The 16,282-nt window shown below is 65.3% G+C and carries 10 protein-coding genes; 3 read left to right on the top strand and 7 right to left on the bottom strand.

What is annotated here, in order from left to right; all coding sequences use genetic code 11:
* Positions 1-296: 296 nt before the first annotated feature.
* From ACE10Z_RS25675 to ACE10Z_RS25665, 3 genes are all read right to left on the bottom strand, one after another.
* A complete protein-coding gene (locus tag ACE10Z_RS25675) occupies positions 297-1,790 on the bottom strand; it encodes a DEAD/DEAH box helicase (RefSeq protein ID WP_375783253.1) in 1,494 nt (497 codons plus the stop codon).
* Positions 1,791-2,160: 370 nt separating this feature from the next.
* Complete coding sequence (locus ACE10Z_RS25670; protein WP_375783252.1) at positions 2,161-6,027, bottom strand: autotransporter domain-containing protein; 3,867 nt, start codon at positions 6,025-6,027, stop codon at positions 2,161-2,163.
* A 520-nt stretch (positions 6,028-6,547) separates the two neighbouring features.
* Positions 6,548-7,501 carry a helix-turn-helix transcriptional regulator gene (locus ACE10Z_RS25665; RefSeq protein ID WP_375783251.1) on the bottom strand — a complete coding sequence of 318 codons (954 nt, stop codon included), beginning with the start codon at positions 7,499-7,501 and terminating at the stop codon, positions 6,548-6,550.
* 249 nt (positions 7,502-7,750) lie between these two features.
* Between ACE10Z_RS25665 and ACE10Z_RS25660 the strand changes: the two genes are divergently transcribed.
* From ACE10Z_RS25660 to ACE10Z_RS25650, 3 genes are all read left to right on the top strand, one after another.
* The gene (locus tag ACE10Z_RS25660; protein ID WP_375783250.1) at positions 7,751-9,247 is read left to right on the top strand and encodes a caspase domain-containing protein; all 1,497 of its coding nucleotides are present in this window, start codon (positions 7,751-7,753) and stop codon (positions 9,245-9,247) included.
* 66 nt (positions 9,248-9,313) lie between these two features.
* Entirely contained in the window at positions 9,314-10,558 is a 1,245-nt protein-coding gene (locus tag ACE10Z_RS25655; protein ID WP_375783249.1) for an FAD-dependent oxidoreductase, read from the top strand.
* A 199-nt stretch (positions 10,559-10,757) separates the two neighbouring features.
* Positions 10,758-11,534: an outer membrane protein gene (locus tag ACE10Z_RS25650; protein ID WP_375783248.1), complete on the top strand. Its 777-nt coding sequence runs from the start codon at positions 10,758-10,760 to the stop codon at positions 11,532-11,534.
* Positions 11,535-11,607: 73 nt separating this feature from the next.
* Here the strand turns inward: ACE10Z_RS25650 and ACE10Z_RS25645 are convergent, their stop codons facing one another.
* The 4 genes from ACE10Z_RS25645 to ACE10Z_RS25630 form a co-directional block, all read right to left on the bottom strand.
* Complete coding sequence (locus ACE10Z_RS25645) at positions 11,608-12,378, bottom strand: glucose 1-dehydrogenase (RefSeq protein ID WP_375783247.1); 771 nt, start codon at positions 12,376-12,378, stop codon at positions 11,608-11,610.
* Between the two features lie 198 nt (positions 12,379-12,576).
* Positions 12,577-13,368: an outer membrane protein gene (locus ACE10Z_RS25640; protein ID WP_375783246.1), complete on the bottom strand. Its 792-nt coding sequence runs from the start codon at positions 13,366-13,368 to the stop codon at positions 12,577-12,579.
* 226 nt (positions 13,369-13,594) lie between these two features.
* Complete coding sequence (gene parE, locus ACE10Z_RS25635) at positions 13,595-15,655, bottom strand: DNA topoisomerase IV subunit B (RefSeq protein ID WP_375783245.1); 2,061 nt, start codon at positions 15,653-15,655, stop codon at positions 13,595-13,597.
* Between the two features lie 128 nt (positions 15,656-15,783).
* On the bottom strand, positions 15,784-16,152 hold the full coding sequence (locus tag ACE10Z_RS25630) for a hypothetical protein (protein WP_375783244.1): 369 nt from the start codon (positions 16,150-16,152) through the stop codon (positions 15,784-15,786).
* Positions 16,153-16,282: the final 130 nt, after the last annotated feature.

Genomic DNA, 16,282 nt, shown 5'->3' with positions numbered 1-16,282 from the left:
ATTGCCGGTCATGCCCGGCAGCAATGACTAAATTATTTGCGCGAGGGTACGGGACGAGAATGAAGGCAAGGTAAACAGTGGAACTACGGAGATTTCGCCGCGACTAATGTCGTACGAGCGCGATTCCGCCCGCAGATCGGGCTCGGCTTTCGCAAGCTTTTCGCTTGCACGCCAATGCGACGGCAAAACTGCGCGCATTTGCTTCAAACGCGAGGAACCAGCGTCTGCGACGGTCGCCGGCAGCGACACAGATTCCGCAGAATGCCGCCGCTGGCGCGGCGGCATCGGAGCCGGCCTTAGGCGCGTGCGCGCACAGGTCGCAGCAGGAAGGCGGGCAGGTGCGAATGATCGGCGGGCTCGTGGTCCACCTCGCGCTGCGGCCGCCGTGGCTCGGCACGCCCGATCGACGGCACGTGCGACGGGGTGGCCTGGGGCGAGGCGTTGCGGCCGTGGCGCGGTTCGCGCTCCGGCTTGGCTGCACGCTCCTGGCGGGGCTCCTGGTCGTGACGCGGCTCGCGTTCACCCTGACGCGGCTCGCGCTCACCGTGGCGCGCCTCGCGCTCACGTCGCGGCTTGCGGCCGCCACGGGCACCATCGCGCGAGCCTTCGCGGCTGCGCGAGCGGCGCGGCGCGGCGTCCTCGTCGGAGGTCTCGCTGTGAACGGTGTAGTCGCCCTCGGCGCGCGGGATCGGCTGGCCGATCAGCTTCTCGATTGCCGTCATCGACTTGCTATCGAGCGAGGTGACGATGGAGATCGCTGTACCGGTGCGTCCGGCGCGGCCGGTACGGCCGATGCGGTGAACGTAATCGTCGGGGTGGTGCGGTACGTCGAAGTTGAAGACGTGGCTCACCGCGGGAATGTCGAGGCCGCGAGCGGCGACGTCGGAGGCGACGAGCAGCGGAATCTCGCCCTTGCGGAATTGATCCAGCGCCGCGGTGCGGGCGGACTGATCCATGTCGCCGTGGAGGGCGCCGACACTGAAGCCGTGCTTCTGGAGTGATTTGTGAAGAACGGCGACTTCGCGCTTGCGATTGCAGAAGATAATCGCGTTGTTGAGGTCCTTGGCGTCGCGCAGCAGGCGGCGGAGGATCTCGCGCTTGTCATGCGCTTCGCGGCCGGCGGGGACTTGCAACTGCGTCACGGTGACGGCGGTGGTCGCGGGCTTGGAAACTTCGATCCGGGCCGGATTGTGCAGGAAGGCCTCGGTGATGCGGCTGATCTCAGGCGGCATCGTCGCGGTGAAGAACAGGGTCTGCCGCGTGAACGGGACGAGCTTGCAGATGCGTTCGATGTCGGGAATGAAACCCATGTCGAGCATGCGGTCGGCTTCGTCGATCACCAGCAGCTCGACGCCGGTGAGCAGCAATCCGCCGCGTTCGGTGTGGTCGAGCAGGCGGCCGGGCGTTGCGATCAGGACGTCGACGCCGCGCATCAGCTTGGAGTCCTGGTCGCCGAACGAGACGCCGCCGATCAGGAGTGCGACGTTCAATTTCTGACCGGCGCCGTATTTGTCGAACTGCTCCTTCACCTGCGCGGCAAGCTCGCGGGTCGGCTCGAGGATCAGGGTGCGCGGCATGCGTGCCCGCGCGCGGCCCTTCTCGAGCAGGGTGAGCATCGGGAGAACGAAGGCAGCGGTCTTGCCGGTGCCGGTCTGGGCAATGCCGAGCACGTCGCGCCGGGCGAGGACGTGCGGGATTGCCTGTTCCTGGATGGGAGTGGGGGTGGTGTAACCGGTGGCCGCAACTGCGGCGAGGACCTTATCGGACAGGCCTAGATTGGAAAAAGACATTGAGCCTCTGGTCGAAACCGCCGTTCGGCATCGCAGGTAAAAGGCTGTCGCGTTCGGCCCCGAAACGGCTCGCTTTTCTATAAAGCTCGGGGGCTCTGACTAACGCTGACGGACGGCAAACCTGACGAATCGCGTTTCGATCCGAGGGCCGCGTTGCCCGCAACATAGGGGCGAAAGCGGTAAAGTCAATCTTGGAACCAGCCGGAGAGCCGAAAAAGCTTAATGATTTCGCCAAAATAAGCGCCGTTTCCGTCATTTGGCGGTCAAATGAATCACTGATCCGGTATCCGACGGCGGGCCTCGGCGAGGGCGTTCGCGCTGCTTTTCCCCCCAAATCCGCCGCGCCGGCCCCACTGCGGGTCGGGCTACCCTACCATGCATAACGGACCGCGCCTTTGCCGGCATAGGAGCGGGTCACGTTGGAGAATTCGCCCTCAAAGCTTGCGAGCGCCGACCAGCCGTTGGCCCATTTCAGTTCGGCCGAGGCGGTGGTGAGGGCGGAGTCGGAGGCTTGCGCCGCGCCGTTCACGACGAAGCTCGCGCCGGGCAGGGTCTGGAACGTCGCGGCGATGCTGCGGTCGGGGTTGAAATCGTGCGCCCAGGCAGCGCGGCCGCGCAGCGTCAGAACCGCGTTGGAAAGCGCGAAGGATTTGTCGGCGCGCAGGCCGACCTCGCTGCGGCTGTCGGTGACGCTCTTCGCGTTATAGGCCAGCGCAAAGGTGTTGGCGCCGACGACGGCCTGTTCGGCGTAGCCCGGCAGCTGGAATGTCGTGAACTGGCCGGCGGCATAGGGCGTGACGCCGACGCCGCCGATCCATGGCGCAACGAGCCGATAGCCGCCTTCAGCGCGGCCGGACCAGGCGTTGGCGTTGAACTCGGCGCGCAGGCGATCGAGGCTGCCGACCGTCACGGTGCGGTCGGTGGTGACGTCCTGCCAGCCATAGGCCAGCGCACCGGCGAGATACGCCGCGCCGATATTGTGCCGGATGAAGGCGCCGGCCTGGAACAGGTCGGAGCGGCCGCCGCCACCATTGGCGACGCTGAAGTTGGTGCCGCCGCCGGCGAGCGCGAAGCCGGCGATCGTGTTTGGCGAGAAGCGATAGTCGGCGCCGATGGCGGTGCCGAACGCCTGGCTTGTGGTGTTGTTCGAGCCGAGCGTGGGGTTGCCGTCAGTGCTCTGTGAGCCGCCGTAGGCCGCCGCCCACACGCTCCAGCGTGGATCGTAGCTCTCGGCAATCGGCGCCTTGCGATAGATCGCGGCGGCGGCGTCGCTGGTCGAACGCCGGGCGGCGTAGGCTAGCGAGTTGTCGTCAGTGTAGGGCGTGGCGGCGGCCGGCATCGCCGTCGCGCTGCGGCCGTCGACGAAGGGATCCAGCATCGTGCCCATGAACTGGTTCATGGCGTTGAAGGTGGTCTGCTGCGATCCGGCGGCGGTCTCGCCGGAGAGCTGGGTCAGGCCGTTGAGGAGGTTGTCGCCCGGCAGCTTGAAGATCGCGCTGAACGCGTTGGAGAGGTTGGCGCCGCCGAGCAGGCCGTTGTCGATCGCACCAGCGACGCTCTTGTGGTTGATGCCGGCGGTGGCCGGCAGGATCTGGGAGAGCAGGCCGGGATCGACCGACAGCAGCACGTCGTTGCCGACATAGCTCAGCACCGGATTGCGGGCGAGGTTGTTGGCAAGCAGCAGGCTTGCCGAGCCGAACGTGCCGCTCAGCGTTCCCGCGTTGACGATCGTGTAGGTGGTCTTCTTCGTGATCCGTTCGAGCGGCTCGACGACGACGTTGCCGGCGATGTTGGCCGTGCCGGTCACGTTCACCTTGTCGCTGATGGTGTTGGTGACCTGCACCAGATAGGTCGCGGCCGCCGTCATGGTCAGGCTTGCCATCGTGATCGTGCCCGGTGAATTGCCGGGCGACAGCATGCCGCTGATGGTCGCGTTGCCGATGGTGCCGTTGCCGCCGAGTGTGCCGGCCGGGCCGACCGTGACGTTGGCGTTCGGCAGCGCGCCGTTGAGGATGAACACGCCGTCGACGTTGACGGACCCGGCAAAGGTCGAGTTGCCGGTGAAGCTCCAGTTCGAGCCTGCAAGAAATCCAAGACTGGCGAAGCCCGAGAATTGGGCGCCGCTGCCGAGCTTCGACAGATCGAAGCTCGTCGCGGTCGTTCCGCCGAACTGCAGAATGCTGGTCCCGGTGCCGACGACGTTGCCGTTGATCGCAGCGCCGGATTGCATTTGCAGCACGTCGTTGGTGCCGCCGAACTGAACGGCGGTGCCGCCGGTGCCGGTGATCGTGCCATTGGCGATCAGCGTGGTGGTGCCGCCCGACGTCGTGATGCCGGTGGTGCCGGTGACGAAGGTCCCGGTCGTGATGAAGATGTTGCCCGGTGTCGAGCGCGATGCGGCAATGCCGACGCCTGAGCTCTGCACGCCGGCGAGCGCGTCGATCCTGATGTCGCCGAGGCCATCGCGCTGGGCGAAGATGCCGTAACTGCCGGCGGCCGTGCCGCTCGCAATCACGTTGCCTTCGGCGCGCAGCGCCAGCGTCGCGGAATTGTCCGCGCCATTGACGATGACGCCGCTGATGCCGATCGCCGCCGCGCTTGTCGAGGTCGCGCTCACGGTCCCCTTGGTGTCGAGATCGATGCCGCCGAGCCCCGCGGTCGAGGCAGCGAATCTGGTGCTGCCGCGGCTCAGCGTGATGCCGGTCGCAGCGCCGTCGGAGGTGGCGGTCACGTCGCCATTGGCGTGAACGGTCATGGTGCCGGCGTTGATGTTGGTCGGAGCAAAGCTGGTGCTCGAGGCGCTGATTCCGGTGGCCGTGCCGCCGGCGCCGATCGCGGTGGCTGTCACGGCACCGTCGGCGGTCAGCCGCGTCGCGGCCTGATTGTATTGTCCCACGCTGATGCCGACGACGTTCGACGCGGTGTCGCTGATCGACGTTGCCGTCACTGCGCCGTGCAGATTGAAGTCGACCGGGACCACGCCGGAGGCTCCGAGGGACGCTCCGGTCACATTTGCGACTTTGCCGGACGGCGTCATGCCGGTGACCGTGATCGATCCGTTGACGTTCAGCGCCGCCGAGCCATTGGTGGATGTGCTTCCCAATCCGGCGGCAAGGCCGGCGACGCTGCCACCGGCCGAAGCGGAGGTGGAAGTCCTGGTGTCGAAGGTTCCGGAGATGCCGCCATTGAAGGTCGCGGTATTGGTGCCGCTGGCACGAGAGAAACTGACGGTCGCCAGGGCCCCGTAATAGGCCAGGTCCAGGCCGTTTCCCTTGGCAATATTGCCGTCCACGACGAGGCTGTTGTTGGCGCCGCCGCCGCCGGACACCGAGAGCGTCCCGCCGGTGATCCCGCGTGTCCGGACCGTGTTGGTGCCGGAGCCGTAGTTCAGCAGACTGACGTTGCCGGTGACATCCTGATTGAGCTTCACTGTGAACGCATTGGTGTTGGCTGAATTGTCGGCCAGGAGGTTGATACCCCCAAGGACGCTCGCATTCGTTGTGAGATCGACGGTGCCGATGCCACCATTCTGGAGATAGATGCCGCCGACGACCGCGCCGTTGGTCGTGGCGGAAAGATTGCGCGCAATTTGGAAGCCCCGTCCCATCCGGACGTAGATCCCGCCGCCGGTTTGGGTCGTATTGCCGGTGACTGCGCCTGTGGTGATCGTGACGTCGGTTTGGCTGCCGCTGGCGTCGACGAAGATTCCAGTGCCGTTCGGGGCCACGATCTGGCTGCCAACCGTATTGATGTTGACGCTACCCCCCGGTCCCGCGCTCACGACATCGATTCCGGTGCCGCCGGTGATTGTGCCGGCGGTCTGCGTAATCGAGACCGGACCGCTGGCCGAGACGTGGATCGCGTACCAGTTGGCGGTGACGTCGGCCGATCCCGTGTAGGTGATCGGGGCTTGGCCGCCGACGAGCTGGATGCCGTCGTAGAGGGACGATGTGATGCCCGCGGGGTCGTTGTGATTGAACGTGATGCTGCCGCCGGCACTGACGACCACGCCGCGGGAGTTGATCCCGGCGCCGGCGTTGACGTTCACGGTGAGATCACCGTTGAAACTCGTGTTGAGCCCGCCGTCCGACGGATGGGCGGCGTCACAGACCACGTTCGCGGTGCCGACGCCCGTGCAGTCCACCTGCGCCTCGGCCGTGGAGGCCATCGCAATCAGTGACGCCGAGCCAAGCAGCGCGCCGCGCCACATCGTCAGCCTGCCGCCGATGCCGATCATAACCTTGCCCCAAGCCCCAATGTATCTGCATGTTTCTCGCGCAACGGTCGTGCGCTGTCTTCTCAGTGCGCGCATCCCGTCGATCCAAAGCGCCCAGCCGCGATTGCTTGTCGTCGGAGCGTCCTGACGAGCCGGCCGGGGGGCCGAAGTTGGATCCGGCTCCAGGCCCGCGGCATCAGGCACGCGTATCAACCAAGCCTTCCGGGCTGTGTTCCTGGTGCTTACCGCGCATCGTGCATGATCCCTCACTCCGCGTGAGCGCGCGCGTCACCGGTCAGGAGATTTGCGGTGCCGCGACCGGGCGAAGCGCCTGCATTGTTCTGGCGAAATCGCCGGAAAATATCTTCTCAATGCGCGCAGGCTGTTCAGTTCGGTCGTGAGAGCTTCGGATCGGGCGGCGGGCCGGTCATTGCGGGAAAGGCGCACGAGGTCCGCTATTGCCGTTATCGAGAACCGCCGGTCGATCTGTCTCACCAGCGCCCGAATGCCGGGCCGCCAACATTGCGAGGCCCGTCCGCGCTCAGGTCCGACGCGCCCGGTAATCGCCCGGGGTCATCGATTCGGACGCATTGAAGAGGCGGTAGAACGTCGCGAGGCTTTCGAAGCCGCAGGCGAACGCCACCTCGGCGATCGTCTGCCCGGACTGCTCGCGGAGCAGGCGGCGGCTTTGCGCGAGCCGAAGTGCGGTGACCGTCTCCGAAAAGGTCTTGTCCGTTTCCTCGAACAGGATGTGCAGGTGACGGACCGAGATGCCGAGCAGGCCGGCAATCAGGGTTGGCGTCAGCGCTGCACTCGATAGATGCCGCCGGATCAGGCGGCGCGCCAGCGACAGATGGGCGCTTCGCAGGGCCTGCTGCGCGAGCCGGCTCTTCGGCCGCATGATGCCGCGCTCGATCAGCGCGATATGGGCGAGTGCCTGCACCATCGGGGCCGCATCCGCCGCGGTGGCGTCATGGCCTTCGACGAGGTCGCGGAAGCAGGATTCCAACAATGGCTGCAGCGCGGTCTCATCCTGCACGGGCCTCGGGACCAGTTCGCCGAGCTCGGCGCCCGGCGGGACGATGTTCGTCACCGGGATCTTGATGACGCGCAGGTGAAAGCCGTCATCGTGCAGCGGGACGGTGCGATACGGCAGGTCCGAATAGCTGGTCGCGAACATGCCGTCGCGCACCGCGAATTCATCGAGCCGTGCGCCGCCGAACCAGCCGCCACCGCCGAGCTGCTGGTAGATGCACAGGCTGTCGCTGCGCGCGTCCGCGATGTCGCCGGCGCGCCGCTCGACGCGGTAGGGCGAGGCACGCAGCTCGACCAGCCCGGCATCACCGAGCTGGCGCAGCGAGAACTCGCCGAAGAAGTCGCGGCGGCGCTCGGGTTCGAGTTCGGCGGTAACGCCGAACAACCCCTTGGCGCGCACCTCGCGCCAATAGTCGAAGCGATCGCGGGGATCGACTTGCTCAGTGGACCATGTGTACACGGAAAAGCCCCTGGAGTGCCCTTGGGACGTGCGGAGAGTTCGCGCCGGATGGAAGCCGAAATCTATCACGCGGGCCGTAAAAAGAAACTTGACCTGAGACCGACGGGGCGCCCCATGGTGGCCAAGCAGGTCGCCAAGGGGCGGTCACGGCGGCCATCCGGCGTCGGCCTTGAACCGGCCAAACGGCTGATCCGACTATTAGGCGGCGGTCGCACGAGCGGCGCACTTGTCGTGCAGGCGGGAATTGGGATGAAGAGCTGGCTTTCGAGACTTTCCGCGACGCTGTTGGCGGTCGCCTTTGTCGCATCGGCGGCACCCGCCCAGGCCGAAAAGCGCGTCGCGCTGGTGATCGGCAACAATGATTACAGGAACGTGCCCAAGCTGCAGAAGGCGGTCAACGACGCCCGCACCATGGGCGACACGCTGAAGCAGCTCGGTTTCAACGTCATGGTGGCCGAGAATTTGAACCGGCAGGCGTTCTCCGAGACGCTGCTCGCCTTCGACCGCGCCGTGGATCCCGGCGACACCGCGTTCTTCTTCTATGCCGGTCACGGCTTCGAGATCGCGGGCCAGAATTTCCTGCTGCCGACCGACGTACCGGCCGCCACCGAAGGGCAGGAGGAGCTGGTGCGCGACGCCTCGGTGCTCGCCGACCGCATCATCGAGCGGTTGCAGAACAAGAAGGCGCGGACCTCGATCCTGGTGTTCGACGCCTGCCGCAACAATCCGTTCGAGCGCGCCGGCACGCGCGCCGTTGCCGGCGGCGGTGGCCTCGCGCCGATGACGCAGCTGCCCGAAGGCGTGTTCTCGGTGTTTTCGGCCGGGCCGCGCCAGACCGCGCTCGACCGTCTCTCGAACGACGACGCCAATCCCAATTCGGTGTTCACGCGAACCTTTGCCAAGGAGCTGCTGCAGCCCGGTGAAAACCTGGTGCAGGTCGCCCAGCGCACGCGGCGCCTGGTCAGCGAGATGGCCGAGACCGTGAAGCACAAGCAGATCCCGGTCTATTTCGACCAGATGGTCGACGACGTCTTCCTGAACGGGATCGCCAAGGGGCAGGCCGAGGCGGCCAAGCCGTCCGCTCCGCCGCAGCAGGTGGCCGCGCTGCCGCCGGTCTCGGTGCCGAAGCTGCCGAAGGAGGACTCCATCAACGCGCCGATCGCGAGCTTCTCGCGGCACAATGGCGGCTGGACCGTCGTGTTCTCGATTGCCGATCCGACGCTCGGCATTTCCTGGCGGATCGGCGATAGCGGCGACTTCCGCGAAACCGGCTTCATGGACACGCTCGATCCGCGCACGCGCAAGCGGATGCCCAATCCATCGATCGAGCTGCCGGCCGATGCGCCGGCGGCCACGATCGAGCTTCGCTATGTCGATACGCAGGGCGAGATGCAGGGGCCGTTCCCGATCAAGTTCGATCCCGACGCCGCGCTGATCCGCGACCAGCGCAAGATCCTCGACATGACCGCGACGAGCTGGCTGTCGTTCCGCGAGTTCAACGGGCTGCTGGTCTACTATACGCACCTGATGTCGTATCGCTGTGCGATCCGCGAGGTGCGGATCGGCATCGACACCGCGGTGCCGGACAAGGTGTTGAAGATGCCGGCCTGCAATTCGCGCGATCCGAGCGCAATCCCGTCCGACGCGCAGCCCTATCTGAAGCTCGCGCCGCAGACCAAATCGGTCTCGGTCGAGCTGACCTATCGCGACGGCAGCGTGTCGGAAATCAAGACGTTCAGGCGATAGCCTCGCATCCTTGTCGTCCGATCCGCGTTACAGTGGGAGCGGCGAGACAACGGTAAGGACGGCACCATGGATGCAGGCAATCCGGCAGCGCCGAATACGCGTCAGATGAAGGTGCGCTGCTGCGTGGTCGGCGGCGGGCCGGCCGGCATGATGCTCGGCTATCTGCTCGGGCGCGCCGGCGTCGATGTCGTGGTGCTGGAGAAGCACGCCGATTTCTTCCGCGACTTCCGCGGCGACACCGTGCATCCGTCGACCCTGCAGGTGATGGACGAACTCGGCCTGATCGACGGCTTCTTGAAGCTGCCGCACCAGGACATCCAGAAGCTCGACGGCATGTTCGGCGGCACCTCGGTGCGGATCGCCGATCTCAGCCGCCTCAGCGTCAAATATCCTTTCATCGCGATGATGCCGCAGTGGGACTTCCTCAGTTTCCTGCGCGAGAGCGGCAAGCGTTTCCCCTCGCTGCAGGTTTTGATGAGCGCCGAGGCGACCGGCCTGATCCGGCGCGGCGACGCGGTTGCAGGCGTCCATGTGAACGCGCCTGATGGCCCGATCGAGATCGAGGCGGATCTCACCATCGGCTGCGATGGCCGCCATTCGATCGTGCGCGAGCGCGCCGGCCTCGACGTTGAGGAGATCGGCGCGCCGATGGACGTGCTGTGGTTTCGCGTCGGGCGGCGTCGGGACGAGACCGAGAATTTGTTCGCCCGCATCGACCACGGCAAGATGATGGTGACGTTCGACCGCGGCGACTATTGGCAATGCGCCTATGTGATCGCCAAGGGACAATACGAGGCCGTGAAGGCGAGGGGATTGCCGGCGCTGCTCGACGACGTGCTGCGGCTCGCGCCGATCCTCAAGGCCGGCATTGCCGATGTGAAGAGTTTTGACGACGTCAAGCTGCTCACGGTTGCGATCAATCGCCTGACGCGCTGGACCCGTCCGGGCCTGCTCTGTATCGGCGATGCGGCGCACGCGATGTCGCCGATCGGCGGCGTCGGCGTCAACCTCGCGGTGCAGGACGCGGTCGCAACCGCCAACATCCTGGCGGCCAAGCTCGCACGAGGCTGTCCGCCGGAGGACGAGCTCGATGCCGTGCGGCGCCGCCGCGAATTCCCGGTGCGGGTGACGCAACGGATGCAGGTGATCGCGCAGAACAACATCATCAGCGCCGCGCTGAGGGGTGGCGATCAACCGGTGCCGTTCGCGTTGCGGTTGATCACCGCGATGCCCTGGCTGCAAGGGCTGACGGCGCGTCTTGTCGCGGTCGGGGTGCGGCCGGAGCACGTGCATTCGCCGGCGGCGCACTGACAGGGGTCTCGCGCTGGGAAGGAATTTATCAAGGATAACAGCTCCTTAAAGGAGCCGTTAGAAGTTGCGTGATTGCAACAGACAGACATGATTCGAAACCGGCGCACACGGATTCTGCGCGACCGGTTCCCGCGGTTTGCTTTTGGTAAGGGTCTCTCTGGGAAAGCTCGTCCCCATCAGACAGCCTGGGGATGCCACCATGTCTCATGCCAAATTCATTGCCGCGTTGACGGTGACCACGGCGCTCGGCGTCGGTGCAGCATCGGCCGCCGACCTTGCCGCCCGTCCGTACACCAAGGCGCCGGCCTATGTGGAAACGGTCTACAACTGGTCCGGCTTCTACCTTGGCGGCCACCTCGGCGGCGCCTGGACCAACGAGCAGTGGGTCAACAGCGCGAACACGACGGCGTTCGGCGATCTCGCGCCCGGCCAGGGCTTTCGGCAGCGCGGCTCAGGCTTCATGGGTGGCGGTCAGATCGGCTACAACTGGCAGGCCAACAACTTCGTGTTCGGCATCGAGGGCACGATCTCCGGGCTCGACAATTCCGGCCGCGTCACCAACACGGTGTTCGGCGCCGGACGCGACGATCAATTCAGCTGGCGCTCGAACGTCATGGCGACGATCGTCGGTCGTGCTGGCTACGCGATCCAGAACAATCTGCTCTATTTCAAGGGCGGCTATGCCGGCGTGAACAACCGCCTGTCCGTCGTCGACAACCTTCCGCCGGCAACCGGCTCCGGCAGCCAGACCCATTGGGCCAGCGGCTGGACGGTCGGCGCAGGCTGGGAATACGGCATCACCCGCAACTGGACCATCGGCGTCGAATACAACTACGCCGCCTTCGAGCGTCAGACCTATCAGCTCGCCGGCACCGCGGCGGGCACCTACACGTTCGACGCCAAGCCGCGCGACATCCAGTGGGCGGTGGTGCGCATGAACTACAAATTCGACGCGCCGGTGATCGCGCGCTACTGAACTCTACTGAGGCGAACAGGATGCAGGAGCCCCGGCGAATGCCGGGGCTCTTGTGTTTCATGGGTCCCGTGCTTCAGGCCATCACCGAATAGCCGCCGTCGACCGGGATAGCGGTGCCGGTGACGAAGTCCGACGCCGGCGAGGCCAGGAACACGGCAATCCCTGAGAAGTCGTCGATGGCGCCCCAGCGCGCCGCCGGCGTGCGTGCGAGCACGCGCTCGTGCAGCCCGGCGACCTGCTGGCGCGCGCCCTTCGTCAGATCGGTGTCGATCCAGCCGGGAAGGATGGCGTTGACCTGGATGTTGTCCGGGGCCCAGGCGTTGGCGCAGGCGCGGGTGTATTGCACGATGCCGCCCTTGCTGGCGGCATAGGCCGCAGCAAAGCTTGCGCCGAAGATCGACATCATCGAGCCGATATTGATGATCTTGCCGTGGCCCGAGGCCTTGAGCGCAGGATAGGCCGCCTTCGAGCACAGGAAGGCGCTGGTGAGGTTGGTGTCGATCACCTTGCTCCACTCGTCGAGCTCGAGCTCGTGCGGCGGCTTGCGGATGCTCATGCCGGCGTTGTTGACGAGGATGTCGATCCGGCCGAGCTCACCGATCACCCGCTCGACCATCGCCGCGACGGCGGCCTTGTCGGTCACGTCGGTTGCCACCGCGATCGCCTTGACGCCGCGCTTGCCCAGATCCTCGACGGCGAGCTTCGATTTCGCCTCGTTGCGACCGACCACCGCAACCGCCGCGCCGGCATCGGCCAGGCCGCGCGCCATGCCAAGCCCGATGCCGCCATTGCCGCCGGTGACGATCGCGACCCGGCCCGAGAGATCAAACTGTCCGTTTCTCATTGTTGTTGTCCGCTGTGGTTTGAACCTGCGGAGAGAGTGCCCGATCGCGACCGCGCTGACCAGATCGGGCGCGGCTGGTCGGCACTGCACGAAGAGGCGTGCGCGCGAAATCGTTCTCGAAAATGTTCGGGCAACAAAAAAGCCCCGGACAATGCCGGGGCTTTTCGTCTGCTAGGTCAGCAGGGATCAGTACTCAGCTCAGTACTTGGCAACAACCGGACCGGTCCAGTTGAAGCGGTAGACCAGCGAGGTGCTGATGGTCTGGACGAGCGGCTTGAAGGTGATGTCGCGGCCGTTCGAGATATTGGTGACGTCGGAGAGTTCCGAGATGTTCTTGTTGTCGTAGTAAGCGGCGCGGTACTCGGTCTTCATGAACCAGCCCGGCGCGGTGATGCCGAAGATGTTCAGGTTGTTCTCGACGCCGCCGCCGACGAACCAGCCGCTGCGATCGAAGCCGTTGGTGTGTCCACCCACCGGGAGAGCAGTGGCGGTGTTGAACAGCGTCGTGCCCTTCCAGTGCGAGTTGGAATAGCCGGCGTTGACGTAGGACAGAACGTTCGGAGCGATCAGATAACCGAGGCGCGCACCGGCGGCCCAGCTGTAGTCGTTCTTGATGTTGCCGGCGATTCCGAGGCCCTGATCCTGGATGGTGCCCTTCAGGCTGCCGAACTGACCGTCGGCGAACACGCCGATCACCCAGCTGTTGGCGGTCTGCCAGTCGTAGCCCGCACCGACGGTGCCGTACCAGCCATCGCCGCCCTGGCGCTGGTTGAAGCCGAGGATCGGCGCGCCCGTGACGGTCGACTGGACGCCGGTGTCAGCGTCCCAGACGCCGCCGCCGCCACCGCCGAAGATGTAGAAGCCGGTCCAGCTCGGCGCCACCGCGATCGGGGCCGGAGCCTTGGTGTAGGGGCGGGCGGCCAGGTCGGCAGCCGACGCGGAACCCGTCATCGCAGCAACCGCGGTCAGAGCGAGCAAAACCTTCTTCATTTTCAAGTCCTCGACTTTAGCGTTCGATCGGGTCGCTGACGGGGGCGATGGCACCGATTCCCGAAACTCATGTCAGGACTATACGTGGTTCCGCCGCAAATGCTGTTGCGGGTGAGACACAACCGCCCGAAAACGAAACCGCAGGCACTCTCCGAGAAGGCGAATGAAAACGGCCGCCTCGATCTGGAGTCGGCCGGAAAATCATTTCAAATCAGCTAGTTGGGCCCTAGACGTCAAGCAGATCGTCACTCGCGAATTCGGCCTTGTCGGAGATGAAGGCAAAGCGGGCTTCCGCCTTGGTGCCCATCAGCCGCTCAACCGAGTCGGCGGTGCCCTCACGATCGTCGGCAAGCAGCACCACGCGCAGCAGCGTGCGCTTGGCCGGATCCATCGTGGTCTCCTTCAGCTGCGCCGGCATCATCTCGCCGAGGCCCTTGAAGCGATTCACCTCGACCTTGGCGTTGGCGTTGAATTCGCTCTTGAGCAACTCTTCCTTGTGGGCGTCGTCGCGGGCGTAAACCGACTTGGTGCCGTGCTTCAATTTGTAGAGCGGCGGCACCGCCAGATAGAGATGCCCTTCGTCGATCAGCCGCGGCATCTGCCGGTAGAAGAAGGTGATCAGGAGCGATGCGATATGCGCGCCGTCGACGTCGGCGTCGGTCATGATGATGATGCGCTGATAGCGCAGATCCTCTTCGCGGTAGTGCGCGAGCGTTCCGCTGCCGATCGCCTGCACGAGATCGGACAGCTGCGCGTTGGCAGTCAGCTTGTCCTTGCCGGCGGAGGCGACGTTGAGGATCTTGCCGCGCAGCGGCAGCACGGCCTGCGTCTTGCGATCGCGCGCCTGCTTGGCGCTGCCGCCGGCCGAATCGCCTTCGACGATGAAGAGTTCAGAGCCTTCGGTGCCGGCATCGGAGCAATCCGCAAGCTTGCCGGGAAGACGCAGCTTCTTGCCGGCGGTCTTGCGTGCGGTTTCCTTTTCCTGGCGGCGGCGCAGCCGTTCCTCGGCGCGATCGATCACGAAGTCGAGCAGCCGGTTGGCCTGGTTCGGATTGCCCGACAGCCAGTGGTCGAACGGATCCTTCATCGCCTGTTCGACGATGCGCTGCGCTTCGGCGGTGGCGAGGCGATCTTTGGTTTGGCCCTGGAATTCAGGCTCGCGCACGAACACCGAGAGCATGACGGCCGCTCCCACCATCACGTCTTCCGAGGTGATGGAGGCCGCGCGCTTGCCTTGACCGGCGCGCTCGGCATGGTCCTTCAAGCCGCGCAGCAATGCGCTGCGCAGGCCCGATTCATGCGTGCCGCCATCGGGCGTCGGCACCGTGTTGGTGTAGGACGACAGGAAGCCGTCGGCATCGGCAGTCCAGGCCACCGCCCATTCGCAGGCGCCATGCGCGCCGCTGCGGCCGGATTTGCCGGAGAAGATGTCCTGATGCACCAGCGTGTCGGCGTGGATCGCGGCGGCGAGATAATCCTTCAGGCCGCCGGGGAAGTGGAATTTGGCTTCCGCCGGGACGTCCTCGACGCCCTTCAGCAGTTCCTGATCGCAGTGCCAGCGAATCTCGACGCCGCCGAACAGGTAGGCCTTCGAGCGCGTCATCTTGAACAGACGCTGCGGCTTGAAGGCCGCCTTGGCGCCGAAGATGTCGGTGTCCGGCTTGAAGCGAATCCGCGTGCCGCGGCGGTTGTTGACCTTGCCGAGGTCTTCGAGCTTGCCTTTGGGATGGCCGCGCTCGAAGGTCATGCGGTGCAGCTGCCCGCTGCGCGCGACCTCGACCTCGAGCCGTGAGGAGAGGGCATTGACCACGGAGACGCCGACACCGTGCAGACCGCCCGAGGTCTCGTAGACCTTGGAGTCGAACTTGCCGCCCGAATGCAGCGTGCACATGATGACTTCGAGCGCCGACTTCTTCGGGAATTTCGGATGCGGATCGACCGGAATGCCGCGGCCATTGTCGGTCACGGTCAGGAAGCCGTCAGTGGTCAGTTCCACGTCGATGAAGGTGGCGTGGCCGGCCAGGGCCTCGTCCATGCAATTGTCGATCACCTCGGCGAACAGATGGTGCAGCGCCTTCTCGTCGGTGCCGCCAATATACATGCCGGGCCGCCGGCGGACCGGTTCCAGTCCTTCCAGCACCTCGATGTCGGCCGCTGTATAGCCGGCTTCAGCGCCTCCCGTGGGCCGGGAAGCAGCCTTCGCCGGGGCGCGTCCCTTCGGCTCCGGGGCGCCGAACAGGTCGTCGGCAGATTTACTTTTAGCGTTCGATTTCAGTGGTTTGGCCATGGTTCTTCAAGTGGCGCGCCGGTTACGGCGCAGCGAATCGGTTGCTCTGACTATGCCACGGATGGGCTGCCAAATGGGGGCGGCCGCGCCGTGAGGGCCCGGCCGCCTGTGTAGATAGGAGCCTGCGATTACGCCCGCGAGGTGCGGAATACAACGACCGTGAACAGGGCCATGGCGGCAACCACCATCAGCGATCCCATGATCGGGGCCGCCTCGAACGAGGGACCCTTCAGCAACACGGCGGCAACGCCGGCCGGAAACAGGATGCCGCCGACGATATGCAGCCAGCCCTGGATTTTGGCGAGCAACATGGTTCCTGCCGCCGGCACCAGCCGGTAATACAGGCCGAACAGGAACAGCAGCACGCCGCCGACGAGATTGAGATGCGCATGCGCTGGCCCCAACGTGAAGTCGTGCTGGATACCCATAACGATGCCCGCGAGCATTCCGAACAACAAGACGAGAACGCCGACGCACATCATCAGTGACCCGATCATCAAGTGCTTCCTTTTTCTTTTGAGCGAGATGCGAGCCCGCCCGGACCGCAGCGGCGTTACCGGAAATCACGTTTGATCCCCGCCTTTGTGACTTGATGTCACGCAATGGGCTGGCTTACCTGTTCTTAGG

Source organism: Bradyrhizobium sp. Pha-3, from assembly GCF_042258615.1.
In the GTDB taxonomy this organism is placed as follows: Bacteria; Pseudomonadota; Alphaproteobacteria; order Rhizobiales; family Xanthobacteraceae; genus Bradyrhizobium.
This window is presented reverse-complemented; position numbering and strand designations above follow the sequence as displayed.